General features: G+C 77.2%; 17 protein-coding genes. 8 read left to right on the forward strand and 9 right to left on the reverse strand.

All coding sequences use genetic code 11. The features are described from left to right. Window positions 1–35 precede the first annotated feature (35 nt). On the reverse strand, window positions 36–494 hold the full coding sequence (locus ACI796_RS14980; RefSeq protein WP_456942024.1) for an ATP-binding protein: 459 nt from the start codon (window positions 492–494) through the stop codon (window positions 36–38). A gap of 113 nt (window positions 495–607) precedes the next feature. After that, window positions 608–2,302 (reverse strand): SpoIIE family protein phosphatase, encoded by a 1,695-nt coding sequence (locus ACI796_RS14985; protein WP_456942025.1) that lies wholly within the window; start codon window positions 2,300–2,302, stop codon window positions 608–610. A gap of 172 nt (window positions 2,303–2,474) precedes the next feature. Here ACI796_RS14985 and ACI796_RS14990 point away from each other — a divergent pair, with 172 nt between their 5' ends. Next, complete coding sequence (locus ACI796_RS14990) at window positions 2,475–4,247, forward strand: SpoIIE family protein phosphatase (RefSeq protein WP_456942026.1); 1,773 nt, start codon at window positions 2,475–2,477, stop codon at window positions 4,245–4,247. On the opposite strand, the gene ACI796_RS14995 is transcribed toward ACI796_RS14990, so the two are convergent. Together ACI796_RS14995 and ACI796_RS15000 are read right to left on the reverse strand one after the other, a co-directional pair. Continuing rightward, window positions 4,244–5,167 carry an alpha/beta fold hydrolase gene (locus ACI796_RS14995; RefSeq protein WP_456942027.1) on the reverse strand — a complete coding sequence of 308 codons (924 nt, stop codon included), beginning with the start codon at window positions 5,165–5,167 and terminating at the stop codon, window positions 4,244–4,246. The two genes, ACI796_RS14990 and ACI796_RS14995, sit on opposite strands and share 4 nt — an antisense overlap. 17 nt (window positions 5,168–5,184) lie before the next feature. Continuing rightward, window positions 5,185–5,952 carry a ZIP family metal transporter gene (locus tag ACI796_RS15000; RefSeq protein ID WP_456942028.1) on the reverse strand — a complete coding sequence of 256 codons (768 nt, stop codon included), beginning with the start codon at window positions 5,950–5,952 and terminating at the stop codon, window positions 5,185–5,187. Window positions 5,953–6,092: 140 nt separating this feature from the next. On the opposite strand from ACI796_RS15000, the gene ACI796_RS15005 reads away from it, so the two are divergent. Beyond that, window positions 6,093–6,905, forward strand: coding sequence for an alpha/beta fold hydrolase (locus ACI796_RS15005; protein ID WP_456942029.1), 813 nt, complete (start codon window positions 6,093–6,095; stop codon window positions 6,903–6,905). Between the two features lie 67 nt (window positions 6,906–6,972). On the opposite strand, the gene ACI796_RS15010 is transcribed toward ACI796_RS15005, so the two are convergent. Further along, window positions 6,973–8,160, reverse strand: coding sequence for an AAA family ATPase (locus ACI796_RS15010; RefSeq protein WP_456942030.1), 1,188 nt, complete (start codon window positions 8,158–8,160; stop codon window positions 6,973–6,975). 110 nt (window positions 8,161–8,270) lie between these two features. Here ACI796_RS15010 and ACI796_RS15015 point away from each other — a divergent pair, with 110 nt between their 5' ends. After that, window positions 8,271–8,666, forward strand: coding sequence for a nuclear transport factor 2 family protein (locus ACI796_RS15015; RefSeq protein WP_456942031.1), 396 nt, complete (start codon window positions 8,271–8,273; stop codon window positions 8,664–8,666). Window positions 8,667–8,673: 7 nt separating this feature from the next. Here ACI796_RS15015 and ACI796_RS15020 read toward each other — a convergent pair whose 3' ends face one another. Continuing rightward, window positions 8,674–9,627 (reverse strand): chemotaxis protein CheB, encoded by a 954-nt coding sequence (locus ACI796_RS15020; RefSeq protein ID WP_456942032.1) that lies wholly within the window; start codon window positions 9,625–9,627, stop codon window positions 8,674–8,676. A 148-nt stretch (window positions 9,628–9,775) separates the two neighbouring features. Between ACI796_RS15020 and ACI796_RS15025 the strand changes: the two genes are divergently transcribed. The 4 genes from ACI796_RS15025 to ppk2 all read left to right on the forward strand — a co-directional run bounded on the left by ACI796_RS15025 (window position 9,776) and on the right by ppk2 (window position 17,132). Beyond that, window positions 9,776–10,141 carry a phage holin family protein gene (locus ACI796_RS15025; RefSeq protein ID WP_456942033.1) on the forward strand — a complete coding sequence of 122 codons (366 nt, stop codon included), beginning with the start codon at window positions 9,776–9,778 and terminating at the stop codon, window positions 10,139–10,141. 135 nt (window positions 10,142–10,276) lie between these two features. Then, entirely contained in the window at window positions 10,277–15,166 is a 4,890-nt protein-coding gene (locus tag ACI796_RS15030; protein ID WP_456942034.1) for an NAD-glutamate dehydrogenase, read from the forward strand. Window positions 15,167–15,329: 163 nt separating this feature from the next. Then, on the forward strand, window positions 15,330–16,028 hold the full coding sequence (locus tag ACI796_RS15035; protein WP_456942035.1) for a hypothetical protein: 699 nt from the start codon (window positions 15,330–15,332) through the stop codon (window positions 16,026–16,028). 21 nt (window positions 16,029–16,049) lie between these two features. After that, window positions 16,050–17,132, forward strand: a complete 1,083-nt coding sequence (gene ppk2 / locus ACI796_RS15040; protein ID WP_456942036.1) for a polyphosphate kinase 2 — start codon at window positions 16,050–16,052, stop codon at window positions 17,130–17,132. A gap of 60 nt (window positions 17,133–17,192) precedes the next feature. On the opposite strand, the gene ACI796_RS15045 is transcribed toward ppk2, so the two are convergent. After that, complete coding sequence (locus ACI796_RS15045) at window positions 17,193–18,620, reverse strand: amidase (protein WP_456942037.1); 1,428 nt, start codon at window positions 18,618–18,620, stop codon at window positions 17,193–17,195. A 64-nt stretch (window positions 18,621–18,684) separates the two neighbouring features. Between ACI796_RS15045 and ACI796_RS15050 the strand changes: the two genes are divergently transcribed. Then, window positions 18,685–20,394, forward strand: a complete 1,710-nt coding sequence (locus tag ACI796_RS15050) for a DEAD/DEAH box helicase (RefSeq protein ID WP_456942038.1) — start codon at window positions 18,685–18,687, stop codon at window positions 20,392–20,394. Window positions 20,395–20,400: 6 nt separating this feature from the next. Here the strand turns inward: ACI796_RS15050 and ACI796_RS15055 are convergent, their stop codons facing one another. Beyond that, window positions 20,401–20,850: an iron chaperone gene (locus ACI796_RS15055; protein WP_456942039.1), complete on the reverse strand. Its 450-nt coding sequence runs from the start codon at window positions 20,848–20,850 to the stop codon at window positions 20,401–20,403. Window positions 20,851–20,951: 101 nt separating this feature from the next. After that, entirely contained in the window at window positions 20,952–23,564 is a 2,613-nt protein-coding gene (locus ACI796_RS15060) for a SpoIIE family protein phosphatase (protein ID WP_456942040.1), read from the reverse strand. Between the last annotated feature and the right edge of the window lie 56 nt (window positions 23,565–23,620).

Genomic DNA, 23,620 nt, shown 5'->3' on the forward strand with positions numbered 1-23,620 from the left:
ACCACCGTCCCCGCCGCCCCGGGCGCGCTCACGTCTCAGGACGCGGTGACCGCGCACTCCTCGAAGGTCGTCGGCAGGCAGGCCCACACGTGCTTGCAGCCGTCGTCGACGTACCAGCCGTGGGCCACCGACAGCCGCGCCACCAGGTACAGGCCCAGCCCGCCGTGCGCGGGGTCCCGGCCGACCGCGGGCGCCGGCATCGTGTCGGGGTCGCGGTCGCTCACGTCGAGCAGCCAGCCCCCGGACCCGGCCACCACCGTCGCGACGACCGGCGAGACGCCGTGCCGCAGCGCGTTGGAGGCCAGCTCGTCGAAGGCCAGGATCATCCGGTCGGCCGCGGGGTCGTCGGGGTCGCGCGGGAAGCCGATGGTGCTCAGGTGGTCGCGGAGCCCGGCGCGCGCCGCGGGCAGCTCGGCGAGGCCCCCGAGGTCCCGGCGCCACAGCTCGCCGCGCCCGTTGGGCAGCGGGCGCAGCGGCCAGGTCAGTCGGCCCATGACCTCTTCTCCGTCGTCGTCCTGGTTCTCGGACGGGGATTCCGTGCCCAGTCGGCCAGCGGCCCAATCCTGGCGGTGCCCACCCGCCTCCGCGGGGTGAGCCGGATCGCGGCTCAGCCCGCGACGGTCACCGCGAGCAGCGCGACGTCGTCCTCGGGCGGGCCCGGCACCAGGCGCGCGAGCAGCTCGTCGCACAGCCGGGGCAGGGGCCGGCCGGCGAGCCCGGCCAGCACGCGGTGCAGCCGGGCGGTGTCCGCGTCCAGCGTGCTGCCGCGCCGCTCGACCAGCCCGTCGGTGTGCAGCAGCACCGTCGTCCCCGGCGCGAGGCGGACCGCCGACTCGCGCCGCTCGGCCGTCGCGTCCACGCCCAGCGCCAGGTCGCCGATCGGGTCGCCGTGGTCGAGCGCGACCACCCGGCCGCCGGGCAGGAGCAGCACCGGGGGCGGGTGCCCGGCGTTGGCCCACCGCAGCCGCCGGCCGCCGTCCTCCAGCCGGGCGACGGCGGCCGTGGCCAGCGTGTCCGGGTGCACGTCCGCCATGGCCTCGTCCAGGCCGCGCAGCACCCCGGCGGGGCCGGCGCCACGGGCGTGCGCGATCCCCCGCAGCAGGCCGCGCAGCTGCCCCATCGTCGCCGCGGCCGCGGTGTCGTGGCCGACGACGTCGCCGATCACCAGGACCGGGTCGCCGGTGGGGGAGGAGAAGGCGTCGTACCAGTCCCCGCCCACCCGCGCCGCCTCGGCCGCCGGCACGTACCGCACCGCGACCTCCAGGCCGGGGAACGCGGGCGGGTCGGTGAGCAGGCTGCGCTGCAGCGCCTCGGCCAGCTGGATCTGCCGGCTCTGCCGCCCGACCCGGTCCACCGCGCGGCCGGCCTGCACCGCGACCGCCCGCGCGGTGGCGAGGTCGGCCTCGCCCAGCTCGCGGCCGGCGTCGAGGTAGAGGGTGAGCACCCCGACGGTCCGCGACTCGGCGGGCAGGGGGAGGACCACCACCGACTCCGCGCGCAGGCCGCGCAGCATCTCCCGCGTCGCCTCGTCGGTCATCTCCGCGAGGACGTCGGCGACGGAGGTGGTCAGCGGCGTGCCCGCGCGCAGCGCCCGGGCGACGGGGGAGGACGGCGGCATGCGCTCCAGCCGCACCCGGGTGTAGCGGGCCAGCAGCTCGCGGCGCTCGGGGTCGGCGTGCCAGGAGCCGACGTCGCGGGCGCGGCCCTCCCGGTCGACGACGGTGACCACGCAGCCGTCGGTGAGCACCGGCACCACCAGCCGCGCCAGCCGGCCCAGCGCCGAGACGCCGTCGAGCGCGCCCGAGAGCTCCCCGCTGACCCGCACCAGCAGCGTCGCGCGGGCCGCGGCGCGGTCGGCCCGCTCCTGCACCGCGCGCCGGGCGGAGACGTCGGTGACCGTCACCGCGAGCCCCTCCGGCCCGGGCAGGGCCCGCACCTCGTACCAGCCGTCCCCGCCGGCGGCGACGGTCACCGAGTCGCCGGTGGCGGCGGCCTCCGAGCAGGCCTGGGCCAGGACGTGGCCGGTGCTGCCCGGCGTGCCGTCGTCCAGCGGCCGGCCGGTCAGCGCGGCGGCGGTGCCGCCCAGCAGGCGTGCCGCGGCGGCGTTGAGCCAGGTCAGCCGCCCCGCCGGGTCGAGCGCGAGGACGGCGGCCGGCAGCCGGTCCACCAGGGCGGCGAGGGCCGTGGGATCGGGCACGCGGCGGGCGAGGGGGACGGTCGGCTGGGGACCCGGCAGGGGACCGGCCTCCCGCCGCCACCCCGCTCCCGGACCGGCGGGCGGGTCCGGCAGCGGATCGGCCATGCCCGCACCTCCTCCTCGCCGGCCGCCCGCACCGGCGCACGACGCCGGACGCCACGGGCCCGTCCTGATCGTTCCGCGACCCGGTCGCGCTGCCAACCGGCCCGCTCCGGACCCGTCCCCACGACGGGGGACCGCAGGCGGGCCGGCCCCCCGGATGCGGCAGCATGGGCGCATGACCCCGGACGGCGCCGCCCCGCCGCCCCGTGACCTGCTCGTCCAGGCCGTGGAGGGCATGGACCGGCCGCTGTTCGTCCTCGACGCCGGCTGGCGGTTCCGCTACGTCAACCCCGCCGGGGCCGGGGTGCTCGAGCGCACCGCAGCGGGGCTGCAGGGCCGGGGCATCTGGGAGGAGTTCCCGGAGGCGGTGGGGGGCCCGTTCGAGGAGCTGTACCGGCACGTCCGGGCGACCGGCGAGTCCGGCTCCACCGAGGCCTTCTTCGCCCCGCTGGGCCGGTGGTTCCGCGCCGACGCGTTCCTCACCGAGGCGGGCCTGGTGGTCACCTACGACGACGTGACGCAGCGCCGGCGCGCCGAGGAGGAGCGTGCCGCGGCCGTCGCGGCCCGCGAGACCGCCGCCGCGGAGGCGGCCGCGGCGGCGGCGCGGGCCGAGGTCTCGGCCCGGCACCTGGTGCTGCTCGGCGACATCAGCCAGGCGATGACGTCGACCACCGACGTCGACGAGGCCGTCGCCCGGTTCGCGGACCTGGTCGTGCCGCTGCTGGCCGACTGGTGCCTGGTCAGCGTCGTCGACCCCGACGGCACCCGCCGCGACGTCGGCCGCGCGCACAGCGACCCGGCGATGGTCCCGGCCATGCACCGCTACGCCGACCTGCGGGTGCGCAGCAACCGGCCCACCGCACCGGTGCCCACGGCGCTGGCCAGCGGCCGGCCGGTGGTCATCCCGCACCTCACCGACGACGACGTCCGCGTCATGGTCGCCGACGAGGCCAGCCGCGACGCCCTGGCGCCGCTGCGGGTGTCCGCCGTCGCCACCTTCCCGCTGCTCGCCCGCGGCGAGGTGTTCGGCGCGTTCACGCTGGTCAACGGGTTCGAGCGGGGGCCGCACACCGACGCCGAGCTGCGCACCGCCGAGATCGCCTCCCGGCGGGCCGCCCTGGCGCTGGACAACGCCCGGCTGGCCAGCGCCGCCCAGCAGGTGGCCGAGCGGATGCAGCACAGCCTGCTGTCCCCGCCGGTGCAGCCCGACCACCTCGAGCTCGCCGTCCGCTACCGGCCGGCCACCCGCGGGGTGTCCATCGGCGGCGACTGGTACGACGCCTTCCTGCAGCCCGACGGCGACACCGTGCTGGTGATCGGCGACGTCATGGGCCACGACATCGAGGCCGCCGCGGCCATGGGGCAGGTCAAGACGCTGGTCCGCGCGATCGCCTTCGACCGGCTGGAGGAGCCCGCCGGGGTGCTGCGGCGGGTCGACCACGCCCTGGTCGGCCTCGCCGTGCCCGCGATGGCCACCGCGCTGGTGTGCCGGGTCGAGCAGACCCCGGCCGAGGCGGCCGTGGGGCTGCGCCGGCTGCGCTGGGCCACCGCGGGCCACCCCGAGCCGATGCTGCTGCTGCCCGACGGGACCGTCCGCGACCTGTCCGCGCCGGTCGGCCCGCCGCTGGGGATCGGCTGGCGCGGCCCGCGCGCCGACGGGCACGAGGTCATCCCGCCGGACAGCACGCTGCTGCTGTTCACCGACGGGCTGTTCGAGCGGCGCGGCGTCCCGCTCGACGAGAGCCGCGAGGAGCTCCGCCGGCTGGTCGGGGCCGCGGCCGGCTCCTCGCTCGCCGGCCTGTGCGACGGGCTGCTGGCCAGCATGCTCGGCGAGGGCGCCGAGGACGACGTCGCGGTGCTCGCCGTCCGGGCGCACCCGGTGGGCGGGGAGCGCCCGGACGAGGCCGGGCCCGAGGTGCTGCCGCCGCTGCTCGGCCGCCCGGCCTAGACGCGGGCGGCGGCCGCCCGGACCTCGTCCGCGATCGCCGCGACGCCCTCGTCGGCCCACAGCAGCGAGTAGTGGTTGGTGCCGGGCACCTCGCGCGCGGTGATCCCGGCCGGCTCCAGCCCGAGCGAGGCCAGGCGCACCTCGTCGTAGAGGCCGGGGGTCTGGTCGAGCAGGCCGCGCGTGGCCCACAGCAGCGTGGCGGGCACCGGCAGGGAGGTGGTCGCCTCGAGCACGCGCTCGTTGAGCAGCACGTCCCCGCCGTCGACGCGGACCGCCTCGGGCACGCAGGCGCTGCGCAGCGGCGGCCCGCCGGGGGCGAGGTCGCGGGCGAGGTAGGCGGCCACCGACGGCACGTCCACCCACGGGCCGACGGCGGGGTGCCGCGCCCAGAACGCGCGCACGGCGGCGAGGTCGGGGAACGACGTCGACAGCCGGTCCAGCGACGGGCCGAGGACGGCGGAGAGCATCGCGTCGACGTCGGCGCCCGGGGGCTGGGCGAGGGCCGGCCCGCCGTCGACCAGGACCAGGCCGTGCACCTCGTCGCGGGCCGGGCCCGCCGCGGCCAGCGCGGCGACGAACGCGCCCATCGAGTGGCCGACGAGCACGGTGGCGTCGGCCCCGGCGTCGTCGTCGGCGCCGAACCGGTCGAGCAGGGTGGCGACGTCCCGGGCGTGCCGCTCAAGGCCGTAGGGGCCGGGCAGCCCGGCCGAGCCGGCCCGCCCGCGCAGGTCGGGGGCGACGACCTCGAACTCGCCGGCCAGCGCGGCCGCCACCCGGGCCCAGGCCATCGCGTTGGCGGTGATGCCGTGGACCAGCACGGCGATGGGGGAGCCCGGGGCGTCGGCGGCCCAGTGCAGGGCCGACAGCTCGCCGCCGTCGACGGGGACGCTGATCTGGACGGGGTCGCGTGCCTCTGCCACGGGCCCACCCTGCCCGCTCACGCGCCGAGCCGCTCGATCGCGAAGGCGACCAGGAACCCGGTGGTGGTGATCAGGCCGGTCCACGTGCGGGTCCGCTCGAAGGCCTCCGGGATCATCGTGTCGGCGATCATCGTGAGGATGGCGCCGGCCGCGACGGCGGTGATGACGGCGATCGCCTCGGGCGGGGCGCCGCCCAGGGCCGCGTAGCCGACCAGCGCGGCCAGGCCGCTGGCCACCGCGATGCCGCCCCAGACCCCGAAGACGTAGCCGGCCGGCCGCCCGCTGGCCTTCATGCCGGCGGCGCTGGACAGGCCCTCGGGGACGTTGGAGATGAAGACCGCGGCCAGCACCGGCGCGCTCACCGCGCCGCCGCCGAGCAGGCCGAGCCCGAGGACCACCGACTCCGGGACGCCGTCGAGCAGCGCGCCGACCGCGATCGCCGCTCCGCTGCCGCCCTGCTCGTCCTCCGACGGCTGCTGCTCGGTGCCCGCCCCGCCCGACCGCTTGCGGTGCCGGGCGCCGCGCCGGGCCAGTGCGGCGTTCGCGGCGAGGTAGGCCACCGCGCCGCCGAGGAAGCCGACCGCGGTGGGGCCCAGCCCGCCGGTGTCGGCGGCCTCCTCCATGAGGTCGAAGGCGACGGCGGAGATGAGCACGCCGGAGCCGAAGGCCATGACCGAGGCGATCACCGTCTGCGGCACGCGCACGAACCAGGCGACCAGCGCCCCGAGGACGAGGGCGGCGCCGCCCAGCAGACCCCACAGACCGGCTTCGACGACGTCGGGCACGGGCTGCTCCCTGCCCGCGGTTGCCGCCCGCAACCGTCCCGGTGCGGCGGACACGGCCATTTCCGCCGCACCGGACCGGCCCGCGGGGAGGGCCCCGCCCCTACCGTGGCGGTGCGGGGGGACGGCTCCGGGGAGGCCCCGTGTCCGGGACGACGCAGACCCTCCGCCCGCGCACCGTGACGCTCCCGGGCGGGCTGCGGCTGGAGACCGTGGAGCAGGGGGACCCCGGCGGGCCGGTCGTCGTCCTCGTCCACGGCTGGCCCGACTCCTGGGTCTCCTGGAGCCGCGTCCTCCCGCACCTGGACCCGCGGCTGCGCGTCGTCGCCTACAGCCAGCGCGGGTTCGGCGGGTCCGACCACCCGCGGGCCGGCTACACGATGGACCGGCTCGCCGAGGACCTGGTGGCGCTGTGCGGCGTGCTGGGGATCGGGCGCGCGCACCTGGTGGGCCACTCCCACGGCAGCTTCGTGGTGCGGCGGGTGGCCGAGGAGCACCCCGGGCTGGTCGACCGGATGGTGCTCGTAGACTCGGCCGACCGCGTGGGCGACCGGCTGGCGGCGGAGGTGCGGACGGCGATCGCCGACCTGCCCGACGACGTCCCCGAGGGCTTCGTGCGGGAGTTCGCCGCGAGCGCGGTGTACCGGCCGGTGGAGCCGGCGTTCTTCGACGCGCTGGTCGCGGAGAGCCGCCGGGCGCCGGGGTACGTCTACCGGGACGCCTGGGAGGAGATGGTCGCCGTCGACGACCGCGACCGGCTCGGGGCGGTCCTCGCGCCGACGCTGCTGGTGTGGGGCGACCGCGACGCGCTGTTCGACCGCGGGCAGCAGGACCGGCTCCTGGCCGCGCTCCCCGACGCCCGGCTGCTGGTCCACGAGGGCACCGGCCACTGCCCGAACTGGGAGTGCCCGCAGGCCCTCGCCGCCGACCTGGACGGCTTCCTGCGGCCCGCTTGACGCAGGCGGCCCCCTCGCAGGGTCCCGGGCCGGGCGGGGCGAGGCGTGCGGGGGAGGGGGTCCTCCCTCAGTCGGGCTGGCGCAGCAGGTAGCGGCCGAAGTGGGGGACGGTGAAGGCGATCTGCCCGCGCTCGGCGGAGTAGACCAGCCCCTTCTTGATCAGCGAGTCGCGCGCCGGGGACAGCGACGCCGGCTTGCGGCCCAGGGTCGCGGCCACCTCCGACGTCGCCACCGGGGTGCCGGCGGGACCGCCGAGCCCGGCCATCGCGTGCATGTACTCGCGCTCGGCCGGGGTGGCGCGGTCGTAGCGGGAGCCGAAGAACCCGACGGCCAGCTCGGCCTCGGCGACCGGTGCGGCCATCGCGACGTCGTCGGCGGTGATGGGGGAGGCGGCCGCGACGTCCCAGGTGACCTTGCCGTAGGCCTGCACGAAGTACGGGTAGCCGTCGGCGGCCGCGTAGAGGGCGTCGAGGGCGGCCGGCTCGAAGGTGACCTCCTCGCGCTCGGCGGGCGCCAGCAGCGCGCGGTCGGCGGCGGACCGGTCCAGCCGGTCGATGCGCAGGTAGCGGAACAGCCGCTCGGAGTAGCTCTTCGACGCCGACAGCACCGCCGGCAGGTGGGGGAGCCCGGCACCGACGACGATCAGCGGCGCGCCCTGCTGCGACAGCTCGTGGCAGGCGGCGCAGATGGCCGAGACGTCGGGGGCCTGCACGTCCTGCATCTCGTCGATGAACAGCGCCACGCCCTTGCCGACGTCGGCGGCGAGCCCCGCGGCGTCGCTGAGCAGCTCGACCAGGTCGATCTCCATGTCGCCGGAGTCGGCCCGGCCGGTGGTGGCGGGCACGTCGATGCCCGGCTGCCAGCGGTCGCGCAGCTTGGCGTCGGACGGGGCCAGCCGCTGGGCGAAGGCCTTGAGCGTCCCGAGGACGGCGTCCATCGACTCCTGGTCGGGGTGGCGCAGCTCGCGCAGCGCCATGTGCAGCGCCGAGGAGACCGGCCGGCGCAGCGACTGGTCCGGCCGCGCCTCGATCTTGCCGGTGCCCCAGCCGCGGCCGATCGCCGCCGAGCGGAGCTGGTTGAGCAGCACCGTCTTGCCCACGCCGCGCAGCCCGGTGAGCACCAGCGACCGCTCGGGCCGGCCGCGGGCGATCCGTTCCAGGACGACGTCGAAGGCCGACAGCTCGTCGTCGCGGCCGGCCAGCTCGGGCGGGCGCTGCCCGGCGCCGGGGGCGTAGGGGTTCCGGACGGGGTCCACGTCGAGCACCGTATGGCCTCGTCTAGCCCTCGCCGTAGAGATCGGTAGAACGGTGTAGCGCGTGTCGCGGAGGGTCGACGGCGGACGGCGGCGACGCCAGGGTGGCGCGCATGGACGACCGACTGGACGACCGCGTGCACGACGAGGTGCAGACCGAGCTCCTCACCCTCGAGCGGCGGGGCTGGGACGCCCTGTGCGACGCGACCGGCGGGGACTTCTACGGCGAGGTGATGGCCGACGACGGCCTGATGGTGCTCGCGGACGGGACGGTGATGGACCGCGCCGCCGTCGTCGCCGCCCTGGGTGCCTCCCCGCCGTGGCTGCGCTACGAGCTCGACGACGTCCGGCTGGTGCACGCCGGGGCGGGCGCGGCGGCGCTGGTCTACACCGGCCGGGCCTGGCGGCACGATCAGGAGCCGCCGTTCACGGGGACGATGAGCAGCCTGTACGTCCGCGACGGCGACCGCTGGCGGCTCGCGCTCTACACGCAGACGCCCGCGTCCTGACCGCCGGTCAGCCGCCGTCGGCCTCGCCGCGGACCTGGGCGGCCCGCGCCTCGGCCCGCTCGGCCGCGCGCAGGTGCTCGTCCCGGTCACCGGTCCCGTCGAGCTCGGCCAGCCGGCGGTGCACCGACGCGATCTCCAGCAGCTTCGACGCCGCGTTGTAGACCGCGCCCTCGACGGCCTGGCGCTGCGCCTCGAGCAGGCTCTGCGCCGACCACGCGTGGCCGACGTGGCAGGTCCAGTTCACCGACCCGTCGGCGGTGCTCTCGAACATGCCGCCCTGGCACTCGGGGCAGCCGAGGGCAGCGGGGACCCCCAGGGCGGTGACGGCTGTCGGTCCGCCGGCCATCTGCGGACTCCTCTCGTCGGACGGGGCGCCGGCGGCGGGCGCGAGGGGAAGGGGGGTGCCGACCAGCTCGGCGACCAGCGGCCCCAGCTCGGCGGCGGGGGCCGCGCGGGCGCGGCGCACGACGGCCAGCGTCGCCCGGGGCATGGCGGACACGCGGGCCTCAGCGGGGTCCTGCACCAGCACCCGGCCGTCCTGCGCGGCGACCGCGGCCGCACCGAGTGCGCCGTCGTCGAGCGCGCCGGACAGGACGACGGCGACCACGCCCGCGCCGCGGGAGACGGCGGCGCTGCGGAAGAGCACGTCGACCGCCGGCCGCTGCCGGTTGACCCGCGGTCCCCGCGTGAGGTGCACCCGGCCGTCGCGCACGACCAGGTGCCGGTCGGGGGGTGCGACGACGACCTGCCCCGGCACCAGGGCCCCGCCCTCGGTGGGGTGCCGCGCAGGCAGCGGACCGGCCCGGGACAGCAGCTCCGGCAGCCGGCTGTCCCCGGTGGGGGACAGGTGCAGGACGACGGCCACGGCGGCCGGCAGGCCGGCAGGCAGCGCCGCCAGCAGCCGCCGCAGGGGCTCCATGCCTCCCGCGGACGCGCCCACGACCACCAGCCGGTCCACCACGGCACACCACCTCACCGACATGGGTGCCCGCGCGGGCGCGTCCGCACGCACGTCGAGGCCGGTCTACGACTCTCTAGCGTCGACGCCAGAGACCGGTAGAAGGGTGCAGAGCCAGGGGACTGCCAGGTCCGGCCACTAGCGTGGGTGCGTGATCAGGTTCGCGCTCAAGGTCGTCGTCATGGCCCTGGCCTTCTACGGCCTCACGCGGCTGCTGCCGGGCATCCAGATCGACGGCAACGAGAACGGTGCGCTCGGCGTCAGTGGCACCTTCCTCTGGGTGGCGCTGCTGTTCGCCGTCGTCAACGCGGTGGTCGGGCCGCTCCTGCGGCTGCTGTCCCTCCCGGCGATCCTGCTGACCCTCGGGCTGTTCCTGCTGGTCGTGAACGCCGCGCTGCTCGGCCTCACCGCCGCGCTGTCGGACCGGCTGTCGATCGACGGGTTCGGCACCGCGATCCTCGGCGGGCTGGTCCTCGCCGTCGTCAGCTGGGCCGCCGACCAGCTGCTCGACCGCTGACGGAGGACCCCGCTGCCCCCCACCGCTCGCGACCTCGCGGCGGGCCCCTGCAGCGGGGCCGTTCCAGCACGTCGCCCCGCACGGCGGCCGCGTCGCGCTGACGAGGGGGCCCTGAGCGGGTTAGCGTCGCCGGACATGAGCACCACCGGCGTGGACACCGTCGTCCCCGACCGCCCGGAGGACGAGGTCCCGGCGGGACTGGTCGCCCTCGAGGCCGCCAACGAGGAGAAGCGGGCGCTGCTCGCCGAGGCCGCGCGCGCCGCCGCCGACGCCGACGACGGGCCCGGCCTGCCCGCCGGGTGCGGCCCCGGCGACCTCCCGGCCCTGCTGCAGCGCTACTACTGGAGCGAGCCGGCCGCCGAGGTCCTCGGGCACGAACCGGCGGACCTCGCCGGGCTGGCGCTGCGCCACCTCCGGCTGGCCGGTGTCCGGGCGCAGGGCGCGGCCACCGTCGTCGTCGAGCGGCTGGCCGACGGGCGCGGGCTGCTGCTCGTCGTCACCGACGACATGCCGTTCCTCGTCGACTCGGTGACCGCCGAGGTGGTCCGGCAGGGCGTGGGGCTGCAGCACGTCGTGCACCCCGTGGTCGTCGTCCGGCGTGACGTCTCCGGCGTGCTGAAGGCCTTCTGCGACAGCCCGGGCACGGCCGTGGCCCGCTGCGGCCCCGACGCGCTGGCCGAGTCGTGGATGGCCGCCGTCCTGGACGGCCCGCTCGACGACGAGGCCGCCGGTGACCTGGTCGCCGGGCTGCGCACCGTGCTCGCCGACGTCCGCGCCGTCGACGAGGACGCCCCGCGCACCGCCGCCCGCGCGCTGGAGCTGGCCACCCGGCTGGAGGAGCGCGGCGGCGCCGACACCGCCGACCCGGCCGACGACCCCGCCGAGGCCGCGGCCCTGCTGCGCTGGCTGGCCGACGGCAACTTCGTCTTCCTCGGCGCCCGCGAGGTCGAGGTCGGGTCCGCCGTGCGCGCCCTGCCCGGCACCGGCCTGGGCGTCCTGCGCAGCGACACCGCGACGGCGCTGCCGGAGGCGGCCGGCCCGCTGGGTCCCGCGCTGCTCACCGTCACCAAGGCCGACATCCGCTCGACGGTGCACCGGCGCGCCTGGCTGGACCTGGTCGCGGTGACCGAGCCCGCCGACGGCCACCGCCCCGCCCGCCAGCACCGGCTGGTCGGGCTGTTCCCCTCCGCGGCCGCCGCGGCGAACGTGCGCGACGTGCCGCTGGTCCGCCGCCGCGTCGCCGAGGTGGTCGAGGGCTCCGGCGTGCCGGCCGACAGCCACACCGGCAAGACGCTGGTCGACGTCCTGGACACCCTCCCGCGCGACGAGCTGTTCCAGGCACCGGCCGCCGAGCTGCTGCCGGTGGCGCTGGCCGTGCTCTACCTCCAGGAGCGCCGGCAGACCCGGCTGTTCCTGCGCCGCGACCCCTACGGCCGGTTCTGGTCGGCGCTGGTCTACCTGCCGCGCGACCGCTACACGACCGAGGTGCGGCTGGCGATGCAGCAGCTGCTGCTGTCCCGCCTGGGCGGCCGGGACATCGAGTTCACCGCCCGGTCCACCGAGTCGGTGCTGGCCCGGCTGCACTTCGTCGTCCGGCTGCCGGTGGGCCGGGGCGGGACGCCGGCGCTGCCCGACGTCGACGCCGAGGCGCTGCAGCAGGAGCTCGCGGCGGTCGCCCGCAGCTGGACCGACGACCTGTCCGGCGCGCTCGCCGAGCGGTACGGCGCCGACGCCGAGCAGGTGCTGGCCCGCGTGGCCGACGCCTTCCCGGCCGCCTACCAGGAGGACTTCCCGGCGACGGCGGCCGTCGAGGACCTCGCCCGGCTGGACGCGCTGCCGCCCGGCGAGCTCGGCCTGCGGCTGCGCCGCCCCCGCGGGGCCGACGCCACCGAGCCGCGGCTGACCGTCTACCGGGTGGGGGAGCGGCTGCTGCTGTCCGACGTGCTGCCGGTGCTGCAGCACATGGGCGTCGACGTCGTCGACGAGCGGCCCTACGAGATCGACCGGATCGGCGCCCCGCCGGCCTGGATCTACGACTTCGGGCTCACCGCCCCCGGCGGGGAGCTGCCCTTCCCCGGCTCGCTGCCCGAGCGGTTCACCGAGGCGGTCGCCGCGGTGTGGCGCGGCGACGCCGAGGACGACGGCCTCGGCGCGCTGGTGCTGCTGGCCGGGCTCAACTGGCGGCAGGTGACGGTCGTGCGTGCCTACGTGCAGTGGCTGCGCCAGGCCGGGCTGTCCTTCGGCCAGCGCTACGTGGAGACGACGCTGGCCGCCCACCCGGACGTCGTCGCGCGGCTGGTGGCGCTGTTCGAGACGCGGTTCTCGCCCGGTCGCGAGGCCGGCCGGGCCACCCGGCAGGAGGCGCTGGCCGCGTCGCTGCGCGAGGCGATCGGCCGGGTCGACACCCTCGACGCCGACCGCGTGCTCACCAGCCTGCTGGCCGCCGTCCTCGCCACCCAGCGCACCACCTACTACGCGAGCGGGCCGCTGGCGATCAAGCTCGACTGCCGCACGGTCCCCGACCTGCCCGAGCCGCGCCCGGCCCGCGAGGTGTTCGTCAGCTCCCCGCGGGTGATGGGCGTGCACCTGCGCTTCGGCGCGGTGGCCCGCGGCGGGCTGCGCTGGTCCGACCGCCGCGAGGACCTGCGCACCGAGGTCCTCGGCCTGGTCAAGGCCCAGATGGTGAAGAACACCGTCATCGTGCCCACCGGCGCCAAGGGCGGCTTCGTCGTCCGCAACCCGCCGCCGGAGGGCGCCTCCCGCGAGGAGGTCCTGGCCGAGGGCCAGGCCTGCTACCGGCTGTTCATCGGCGCGCTGCTGTCGCTCACCGACGACCTGGTGGGCGGGAAGGTCGTGCCGCCGGAGCGGGTGGTCCGCCACGACGGCGACGACGCCTACCTCGTCGTCGCCGCGGACAAGGGGACGGCGACCTTCTCCGACATCGCCAACGCCGTCGCGCTCGAGCGCGGGTTCTGGCTCGGCGACGCCTTCGCCTCCGGCGGCTCGGTCGGCTACGACCACAAGGCCATGGGCATCACCGCCCGCGGCGCCTGGGAGTCGGTGACCCGCCACTTCCGCGAGCTCGGCGTGGACGTGCAGAGCCAGGAGTTCACCGTCGTCGGCGTCGGCGACATGAGCGGCGACGTCTTCGGCAACGGGATGCTGCTGTCCGAGCACATCCGGCTGGTGGCCGCCTTCGACCACCGGCACGTGTTCGTCGACCCCACCCCCGACGCCGCGACGTCGTACGCCGAACGCCGGCGGCTGTTCGACCTGCCGCGCTCGTCGTGGGCCGACTACGACCCCGCGCTGATCAGCGCGGGCGGCGGCGTGTGGCCGCGGACGGCGAAGGCGGTCCCGGTCAGCGAGCCGATGCGGGCCGCGCTCGGCCTCGACGCCGACGTCGACACGCTCTCGCCGGTCGAGCTGATCCGCGCGGTGCTGCTCGCGCCGGTCGACCTGCTGTTCAACGGCGGCATCGGCACCTACGTCAAGGCCGCGACCGAGAGCCACCTCGACGTCGGCGACAAGGCCAACGACGCCGTCCGCGTCGACGGCCACCAGCTGCGCGTGCGCGTGGTGGGGGAGGGCGGCAACCTCGGCCTCACCCAGCGCGGGCGGGTGGAGTACGCGCTGGCCGGCGGCCGGGTGAACACCGACGCCATCGACAACTCCGCGGGCGTGGACACCTCCGACCACGAGGTGAACATCAAGATCGCGCTCAACGAGGTGGTGGAGGCCGGCGTGCTCGACGCCGACGGCCGCGCCGCGCTGCTGGCCGACATGACCGAGGAGGTCGCCGCGGCCGTCCTCACCGACAACCACGCGCAGAACGCCGCGCTCGCCGTCGAGGTGAACTCCGCGCGCAGCCTGCTCGACGCGCACGAGCGGTTCATCCGGGCGCTGGAGCGCTCGGGACGGCTGGTGCGCGCGGTCGAGGCGCTGCCCGACGACCGGGCGCTCGCCCAGCGGCGCCGCGACGGGCACGCGCTGACGAGCCCCGAGCTGTCGGTGCTGCTGGCCTACGCCAAGCTCGAGGCGGGCGACGCCGTCCTCGCCTCCGACCTGCCCGACGACCCCGCGCTGGCCCGCCTGCTGCGCGGCTACTTCCCGGCCCCGCTGCGGGAGCGGTTCCCCGACGCGGTCGAGGCCCACCCGCTGAGCCGGGAGATCGTCGCCACCGCGCTGACCAACCGGGCGGTCAACACGGCCGGGGTGACCGGGCTGTTCCGGCTGGCCGAGGAGAGCGGGCTCGACCTCGCCGCCGTCGTCCGGGCGCACGCGGTGGCCCGCGCGGTGTTCGACGTCGACCGGCTGTGGGACGCGGTCCGGCCGCTGGACAACCGGGTGCCCGCGCCGGTGCAGGTGGAGCTGCGCACCGAGGCGACCCGGCTGGCCGAGCGGGCGGCACGCTGGCTGCTGCGGCTGCCCGAGATCGGCGCCTCCCCCGCGGCGGGGATCGCCGCCGTCACCGAGCGGTTCGCCGCCCCCGTGGCGGCGGTGCGGGCCGGCCTCCCGGGGTGGCTGCTGGGCCACGAGGCGGCCGCGTACGCCGAGCGGGCGCGGCGGCTGCAGGCCGCGGGCGTCCCGGCCGAGCTCGCCGGGGAGCTGGCGGCCGCGCCGCTGCTGCCGGCGGCGCTCGACGTGGCCGTCGTCGCCGAGCGCACCGGCGCGCCGATCGAGCTGGCCGGCCGGGTCACGGAGGAGCTGGCCGAGCGGCTGTCCCTGGTGCCGCTGCGGGAGCTCGTGACGGCGCTGCCCCGGGACCGGCGGTGGCCCTCGATGGCCCGCGCCGCGCTGCGCGACGACCTGGCCGCCGAGCAGGCCGAGCTCGCCGTCGAGGTCCTGGCCGGGCGGGGGAGCGGCGACGACGCCACCGCCCTGGTCGCGGGCTGGGTGGAGGGCTGGGACCCCGCCCAGCGGCGGGCCGCGGCGCAGCTGGCCGACATCGCCGCCGGCGACCGGCACGAGCTGCCGGAGCTGCTGGTCGCCGTCCGGACCCTGCGGGGCCTGCGCCGCCGCTGAGCGCACCACCCCCGGGGCCCGGGGCCGGCGGCTGCCGGTCCCGGGCCCCGCTGCGGAGGGGTTCCCCGGACCGTCGCGGGACCTCCGCACCGGCGTCACCCGGCGGACACCCGGTGCCCGGACCCTGGCGCGCGGACACCCGTCCCGCGACCTGGAGGACCCCGTGGACCACGGCACCCCGTCCCCCGCCCGCACCGCGATGACCCCGGTGCTCGCCCGCACCGCCGTCCGCGCCGCCACCGCGACCTGGGGCGGCCGGCGCCGGCAGCAGCGGCTGCGGGTGTGCACCGCCGCCGACCTGCTCATGGCGCAGGGCCTCCGCGTGCGGGTGGTCAACCCGGCCGTTGCGTGGCCGCGCGGCCCCCGCCTCGTCGTCGCCAACGCCGCCGGCTGGACCGACGTCCTCGCCCTGGCCACCGTCGTCCCCGGCACCCCGGTGGTCGACGCCGCGCTGGCCGGCACCCCGCTGCTGCGCGGGCTCGCCCGCCGCGGCGGGCTCCTGGTCGACGACGGCAGCGGCGCCGTCCGCGCCGAGGTCACGGCCCTGCTGCGCGCCGGGGGCACGGTCAACGCGCACCCCGGCGGCCCGGCGGAGGGGGAGGACCCCGGCCGGTTCCGCGCCCGCGCGCTCGCGCCCGCCGTCGACGCGCAGGCCGCCGTCTGCCCGGTCGCCGTCCGCGAGGTGGACGGCGGCGTCGTCGAGGTCCACCTGCTGCCCGCGCTCGCGCCCGGCCGCGACGCGCGGGCGCTGGCCGCGCTCGCCGAGTACGCCGTCGCGCACGTGCTCGAGTCCGGGGCGCCCGCCCCGTCGCGCCCCGGGCGTGCCCGGTCCAGGGTGGGGTACGGCCGGTCACGGACGTGACCGACCCGGGAGGGGGACCCCGTGCAGCCCGACACCGCCGTCGACCGCGAGCCCGTGCAGGACCAGGCCGTGCAGGACCAGGCCGTGCAGGACCAGGCCGTGCAGGACCAGGCCGTGCAGGACCGGGGAGGTGACCCTCCCGGCACCACCGAGGCGCCGAAGGAGGCCGAGGTCCTCGACCTGAGCCGCTGGCGGCTCAACGCCCTGCCCGACGAGGACAGCGACGAGGACTGGGACGACGACCGCGAGCTGTTCGGCCCCGACGGGCTGCGGGTCGAGACCTGGCGCGAGGGCTATCCCTACACCGAACGCATGGAGCGCCGGGAGTACGAGATCGAGAAGCGCCGCCTGCAGATCGAGCTGCTGCACATGCAGAGCTGGGTCAAGGAGACCGGGCAGAAGCTGGTCATCGTCTTCGAGGGGCGGGACGCCGCGGGCAAGGGCGGCACGATCAAGCGGTTCACCGAGCACCTCAACCCCCGCGGGGCGCGGGTGGTGGCGCTGGACAAGCCGTCCGAGCGCGAGCAGACGCAGTGGTACTTCCAGCGCTACGTGCAGCACCTGCCCGCGGCCGGCGAGATCGTGATGTTCGACCGGTCCTGGTACAACCGCTCCGGCGTCGAGCGGGTGATGGGCTACTGCACCGACGAGCAGTACCGGCAGTTCCTGCAGGACGCGCCGGAGTTCGAGCGGATGCTCGTCGACAGCGGCGTCCTGCTGTTCAAGCTCTGGTTCTCGGTGTCCCGCGGGGAACAGCGCAGCCGCTTCGTCGTGCGGCAGATCGACCCGGTGCGGCAGTGGAAGCTCTCGCCCACCGACCTCGCGAGCCTCGGCAAGTGGGACGCCTACACCGAGGCCAAGGAGGCGATGTTCCTCCACACCGACACGCAGCACGCGCCGTGGACGGTCATCAAGAGCAACGACAAGAAGCGCGCCCGGCTCGAGGCGATGCGGCACGTGCTGTGCCGGCTGGACTACGACGACAAGGACTGCGACGTCGTCGGCGACCCGGACCCGCTCATCGTCGGCTCGGCCGCCGACGTGCTGGAGGAGTCCTCCGACACCCCGGTCGCCCCGCCGCCGCCCCGCGCCGGCCGGCGCTGAGGCCGTCGCTGCCCTCGTCTGCGGCTCTCTAACACCGGAGCTAGAGAGCTGCAGACGGCGTCAGAGCGCGGGCAGGCGGGGCGTCCCGAGCACCTGCTCGAGCGCGGCGGCCACCTCCAGCAGGCGCAGGTCGGCCCGCGGCGCGGCGACCACCTGCAAGCCCACCGGCAGGCCGTCGCCGGTGTGCCCGCCGGGCAGCGACAGCGCCGGGCACCCGGTGGCCGACACCAGCGTGCAGGAGCGCATCCAGCCCAGGTAGTCCGGCTGCGGCACGCCCGCGACCTCGGTCGGGTACTCCTGCTCCACCGGGAACGGCAGCACCTGGGTGGTCGGCGCCAGCAGCACGTCGAAGCGGTCGAAGAAGCCGACCACCTCCTCGTGCAGCCGGGTGTGCGCGAGCTCGGCCCGGGCGACGTCGGCGCCGCTGAGCGCCGCCCCGCGCGCGGCGTTGCGCCGGATGGCCTCCTTCACCTGCTCCGGCGAGCGGCGCACCACCTCGCCGAAGGTGGCCTCGAACAGCCAGGCCCGCAGGGTGCCGAACACCTCGTCGGCCTCGCGCAGGTCGGGGCAGGCCTCCTCGACGACGGCGCCCTGCGCCTCGAGCAGCCGCGGCACCCCCGCCAGCGCGGCCGTGACCTCCGGCTCGACCGGCACCAGCCCGCCGAGGTCCGCCGTCCAGGCCACCCGCAGGCCGCGCAGCTCCGCCGGGCGCGGCGCGGCGAAGGAGGCGCCGTCCCCGGACAGCGCGATCGGTACCCGTGGGTCCGGCCCGGCGATCGCCGACAGGGTCAGCGCGACGTCGCCGACGGTGCGGCCCATCGGCCCCTGCACCGACAGCGTCGCCCAACCCAGCCCGGCGGGCCAGGTCGGCACCCGCCCGGGCGTGGGCCGCAGCCCGACGACGCCGCAGAACGCCGCCGGGTTGCGCAGCGAGCCGCCCATGTCGCTGCCCTCGGCCACCGGCACCAGCCCCGCGGCGAGCGCGGCCGCCGCGCCGCCGCTGGAGCCGCCGGCCGACAGCCCGTGCCGCCACGGGTTGTGCGTGGCGCCGAAGAGCGGGTTGAACGTGTGCGAGCCGGCCGCGAACTCCGGCACGTTGGTCTTGCCCACCCGGACCGCACCCGCCCGGCGCAGCCGCTCGACGACGAGCTCGTCGCGCGCCGGGACGGTGTCCGCGTGCAGCGGCGAGCCCCAGGTGGTCCGCATGCCGCCGGTGGCGTGGGTGTCCTTGTGCGCCACCGGCAGGCCGTGCAGCGGGCCGACCTCCTCCCCGGCGGCCAGCGCGGCGTCGGCGGCGTCGGCCGCGGCCCGGGCGCCCTCGGCGTCCAGGGTGACGATCGCGTTGACCTGCGGGTCGACCCGCTCGATGCGCGCCAGGTGCGCCTCCAGCAGCTCGCGCGCCGAGACCTCGCGCGCGCGCACGAGCGCGGCCAGCTCGGTCGCCGGGCGCAGGCAGAGGTCGTCGTCGGCGGCGGGTGCGGGGGTCACCGGGGGAGGGTGCCATGCCGGGGTGCCGTGCCGGGGCCGGGTCGCCGTGCCGGACACTGGGCGGGTGGACGGCGAGGACACCCAGCAGCAGGCCGACGAGACGGTTGCCCCCGACGGCGGGACCTTCGCCGACCTCGGGCTGCGACCGGAGCTCCTGGCGGCGCTGTCGCGGCTCGGTTACGAGGAGCCCACCCCGATCCAGCGCGAGGCGGTGCCCCCGATGGTCGCCGGCCGCGACCTGCTCGGCCAGGCCGCCACCGGCACCGGCAAGACCGCCGCCTACGCGCTGCCGGTGCTGCAGCGGCTCCCCGACGACCGCCCCGGCGGCGATCCGCTGGCCCTGGTCCTCGTGCCCACCCGCGAGCTGGCCATCCAGGTGTCGGAGGCGCTGCACCGCTACGGCCGCGACCTCGGCGCCCGGGTGGTGCCGGTCTACGGCGGCCAGCCGATCCCGCGCCAGCTGCGGGCCCTGGAGGCCGGGGTGGACGTCGTCGTCGCCACCCCCGGGCGGGCGCTGGACCTGCTGCAGCGGGGCAGCCTGCACCTGGGCGGCGTCGCCACGGTGGTGCTCGACGAGGCCGACGAGATGCTCGACATGGGCTTCGCCGAGGACCTCGAGGCGCTGCTGGACGAGGTGCCCGAGGAGCGGCAGACGGTGCTGTTCAGCGCCACGATGCCGCGCCGGCTCGACAGCATGGCCCGCCGCCACCTGCGCGACCCGCTGCGCATCCAGGTCGCCCGGGAGGTGCCGGTGGAGGGCGAGGCGCCGCGGGTCCGCCAGACGGCGTTCGTCGTCGCCCGGGCGGCCAAGCCGGCGGCGCTGGGCCGGGTCCTCGACGTCGAGAGCCCGACGGCGGCCATCGTCTTCTGCCGCACCCGCGACGAGGTCGACGACCTCACCGAGACGCTCAACGGCCGCGGCTACCGTGCCGAGGCGCTGCACGGCGGCATGAGCCAGGAGCAGCGGGACCGGGTGATGGGCCGGCTGCGGTCGGGCACCGCGGAGCTGCTGGTCGCCACCGACGTCGCCGCCCGCGGCCTGGACGTCGAGCAGCTCACCCACGTCGTCAACTACGACGTCCCGGCCGCGGCGGAGACCTACGTGCACCGCATCGGCCGGGTCGGCCGGGCCGGGCGCGAGGGCGTGGCGATCACGCTGGTCGAGCCGCGGGCGCACCGGATGCTCAAGACGATCGAGCGGGTCACCGGCGCGCCGATCCACGTGGAACGCGTGCCCACCGTCGCCGACCTGCGGGCCCGCCGGCTGGAGCTGACCCGCGCCGCGCTGCGGGAGAGCCTGCTCGGCGACGACCTCGAGCGGTTCCGCGGCGTCGTCGAGACGCTCGCCGACGAGTTCGACGTCGTGGAGGTGGCCCTGGCGGCGGTCAAGCTCGCCCACGAGGCCACCACCGGTCCGGACGACGACGAGGAGATCCCCGAGGTCGCCCTGCGCCCGGAGCGCCCGCGGCGGGACGGCGACCGGGGCGACCGGGGCCAGGGCCGCCCGCCGCGCCCGCGCTCGGGCGGCGGGGACACCGAGCGGGTGTTCATCGGCGCCGGCCGCAGCGCCGGCGTCCGCCCGGGTGACCTGGTCGGCGCGATCGCGGGGGAGACCGGGCTGCGCGGCCGCGACGTCGGCGCGATCGAGATCGCCGAGCGGTTCAGCCTGGTCGAGGTGCCCGCCGGCGCCGCCGAGGAGGTCATCACCGCGCTGCGGGCCAGCACCGTCAAGGGCCGGAAGGTGACCGTCCGCCGGGACCGGCAGCGGGACTGACGCCGCTCAGGCGGTGGCGGTGCGCACCAGGGCGGTGACCCGCTCCTCCACCGCGGGGCTCCAGCCGGTCAGCGCGAACGACACCGGCCAGAGGTCGCCGTCGTCGAGCGTCGCGGGGTCGTTGAAGCCGAGCGTCGCGTAGCGGGAGCCGAACTTGCCGGCGTCCTGGAAGAAGACGACCACCTTGCCGTCCGCGTCGGCGTAGGCGGGCATGCCGTACCAGGTCTTCGGCGCCAGCTGTGGGGCGGTCGTGGTGACCACCACGTGCACCCGCTCGGCGAGCGCCCGGTCCCCGGGCGCCATGGCCGCGATCCGGTCCAGCACCGCCTGCAGGCCGTCGGCCCGCTTCGCGCCCTTCCTCCCCTCGGCGCGGAGCTCGGCGGCGCGCTCCTTCATCGCGGCGCGCTCCTCGGCGGTGAAGCCGGTGGACTCCTGCTCGACGTCCTTCGTGGGCATCTCCAGCTCCCTCGGTGCCCTGCGGGATCGGTGTGCCACGGACGCTAGGGAGGGGCGGGTCCCGGGGGCTTCTCGATTCCTGACCGGATCCGGCGGGGTGGTCAGCGGTAGGAGGGGCTCGCCGGGTCCTCGGGGACGACGTCGGGCACCCGGTTGGGGCCGGCGTCGGGCGGGCGCGGCCGGTCCTGCGGGTGCAGCCGGACCGCGACGAGCGCGACGTCGTCCTCCGGGCGGCCGTCCACCAGCCGGTACAGCACCTCGTCGAGCAGCCCGTCCAGCCGCTGGTCGGCGAGCTCGCGCAGCGCCTCGCGCAGGCGGGCCATGCCGGCGTCGAGGTCGGCGTCGCGGCGCTCGATGAGCCCGTCGGTGAACAGCAGCACGGTGGCGCCGCGGTCGAGGGTGACCACCGACTCCTCGCGGCGGGCGTCGGGGTCGACGCCGAGCAGCAGGTCGCCGCGCCAGGTGGCCAGCTCGGCCACGCTGCCGTCGGGGTTGATGACCAGCGGCGGCAGGTGCCCGGCGTTGGCCCAGCGCATCCGGGTGACGCCGCGCTCCCGCTCGTCGTCGGTCTGCTCGAACCGGGCGACGGTGGCGGTGGCGAGGACCCGGGTCTGCAGCACGGCCATCGAGGCGTCCAGGCCGCGCAGCACCTCGCCGGGGCCGGCGTCGCTGTAGGTGGCGATGCCGCGCAGCAGGGCCCGCAGCTGCCCCATCGCGGCCGCGGCCTCGGTGTCGTGGCCGACGACGTCGCCGATGACCAGCATGGTCGCCCCGCCCGGCTGCAGGAACGCGTCGTACCAGTCCCCGCCGACCCGTGCGGCCTCGGCGGCCGGCAGGTAGCGGACGGCGATCTGGGCGTGGTCGGGCTCGGGCGGCTCGGTGAGCAGGCTGCGCTGCAGCCCCTCCGCGAGGGCCCGCTGCTGGCCGTAGAGGCGGGCGTTGTCCAGCGCCAGGCCGGCCCGGTCGGCGACGTCCTGGGCGGTGGCCAGGTCCTCCTCGCGCGGCGTCCAGCCGGACCGCCAGAACAGCGTCATCACGCCGAGCGTGCGGTCGCGGCCGCGCAGCGGGATCGAGATCGCCGACTCCGGGGCGAGCGCCCTCAGCAGGTCGCGGGCCTCGCCCTCGGCCAGCAGGTCGAGCACCGCCTCGCCGCGCTCCATCACCGGCTCGCCGGTGAGCAGGGCGCGCATGAGCGGCGCGGTGGCCGGCATCGCGTCGAGCCGGACCGCGGCGTAGCGCTCCACCAGGGCGCGGGCCGAGGGGACGGCGTGCCAGTGCCCGACGTCCCGCGGGCGGCCGTCGGGGTCGACGACGGTGACGATGCACCAGTCGGCGAGCGCCGGCACCACCAGCCGCGGCAGGTGCCCGGTCGCCGTCTGGGGGTCCAGGGCGCCGGCGAGCTCGGCGCTGACCTGGGCGAGCAGGGCCAGCCGCTGGGCGGCGCGCTCGGCGCGGTCCTGCACGCGGCGGCGCTCGGTGACCTCGAGGAAGTAGACCGACAGGCCCTCCGGGCTGGGCCAGGCGCGCAGCTCGTACCAGCCGTTGAGCGGCGCGGGGTAGTGCGCGTCGAACTGGACCGGCGTCCCGGTGCGGACGGCGGCGCGGTAGTTCTCCTCGAACGCGCTGGCGACCGCGGCCGGGAACGCCGTCCACAGCTCCTGGCCGAGCAGCTCGTCGCGGCTGCGGCCCAGCAGCCGCTCGGCCTCGGCGTTGACGTGCGTGAACCGCCACTCGCGGTCGAGGGAGTAGAAGCCGGCCGGCATGGCCTCGAGCACCCGGGTGACGCGCACGCCGGCGGCCCGCTCGGCGGTGGTGTCGTAGGCGGCGCCGAGCACCCGGGTCGCCGCGCCGCGCTCGTCGGTCAGCGTGCGGCCGCGCGCCTGCACCCAGCGGGTCTCCCCGCCCGGCCACACCACGCGGTACTCGGCCTCGTAGTCGCCGCGGCTGTCGATGCTGGCCTGCAGCGCGTCGGTGACACGCGGCAGGTCGTCGGGGTGGACCCGCGCGTTGAAGTCCTCGATGGTGCCGCCGAAGTCCTCGGGCGTGTACCCGAACATCTCGATCAGCTGCGTGTCCCAGGTCAGCTCGCCGGTGTGCAGGTCCCAGTCGAACGTGCCGATCCCGGCGGCGTCGATGGCCAGGCCCCAGCGCAGCCGGTCGCTCTCGTACTCGGTGCGCAGTGCGGCGAGCTCGAGCTCGGTGACGGCGGCCGCGGCGAGCTGGCGCAGGGTGGAGACGTCGCTGTCCGACCACGGCCGCGGGGCCGGGGCCACGACGCACAGGACGCCGACCGTGTGGCCGGCGGAGTCGATCAGCGGGACGCCGAGGTAGGCGCCCACGGCGCCGGAGGCCACCTGCGGCAGCTCGGCCGCGCGGGGCTCGGCGTGGGCGTCGGGGACGACGAGGGGCGCCCGCTCGGCGGCGGCGACGGCGCAGGCGGTCGTCTCGAGCGGGTTCTCGCTGCCGACCGTGCCCGGTGGCAGCCCGGCGCCGCTGACGACCACCTGGACGTCGTCGATGAGGGACAGCTGGGCGACCGGGGCGCCGAGCAACCGGGCGGCGAGCTCCGCGAGGCGGTCGAGGACGACGCTGGCGTCACGCAGCCGCAGCCGGTGGGCGGCCTCGGCGCGGGGACGGTCGGCCTTGAGCAGTTCGGCGGCGTCGCGCAGACCCGGGACCCGGGGCTCGGGCAGGAGCCCAGACGTGTCGTACACCGAACCCCTTCACGCGGCCCACGGCCGACTTCCTCTACACGGCGGCCCGGCCGGTG

The organism is Geodermatophilus sp. SYSU D00525, from assembly GCF_054050475.1.

Bases quoted from the DNA above. Each gene is read 5' to 3' on its own strand.
- ACI796_RS14980 (WP_456942024.1), bottom strand. From the start codon at position 494: ATGGGCCGACTGACCTGGCCGCTGCGCCCGCTGCCCAACGGGCGCGGC.
- ACI796_RS15030 (WP_456942034.1), top strand. From the start codon at position 10,277: ATGAGCACCACCGGCGTGGACACCGTCGTCCCCGACCGCCCGGAGGAC.
- ACI796_RS14985 (WP_456942025.1), bottom strand. From the start codon at position 2,302: ATGGCCGATCCGCTGCCGGACCCGCCCGCCGGTCCGGGAGCGGGGTGG.
- ACI796_RS14990 (WP_456942026.1), top strand. From the start codon at position 2,475: ATGACCCCGGACGGCGCCGCCCCGCCGCCCCGTGACCTGCTCGTCCAG.
- ACI796_RS15015 (WP_456942031.1), top strand. From the start codon at position 8,271: ATGGACGACCGACTGGACGACCGCGTGCACGACGAGGTGCAGACCGAG.
- ACI796_RS15055 (WP_456942039.1), bottom strand. From the start codon at position 20,850: ATGCCCACGAAGGACGTCGAGCAGGAGTCCACCGGCTTCACCGCCGAG.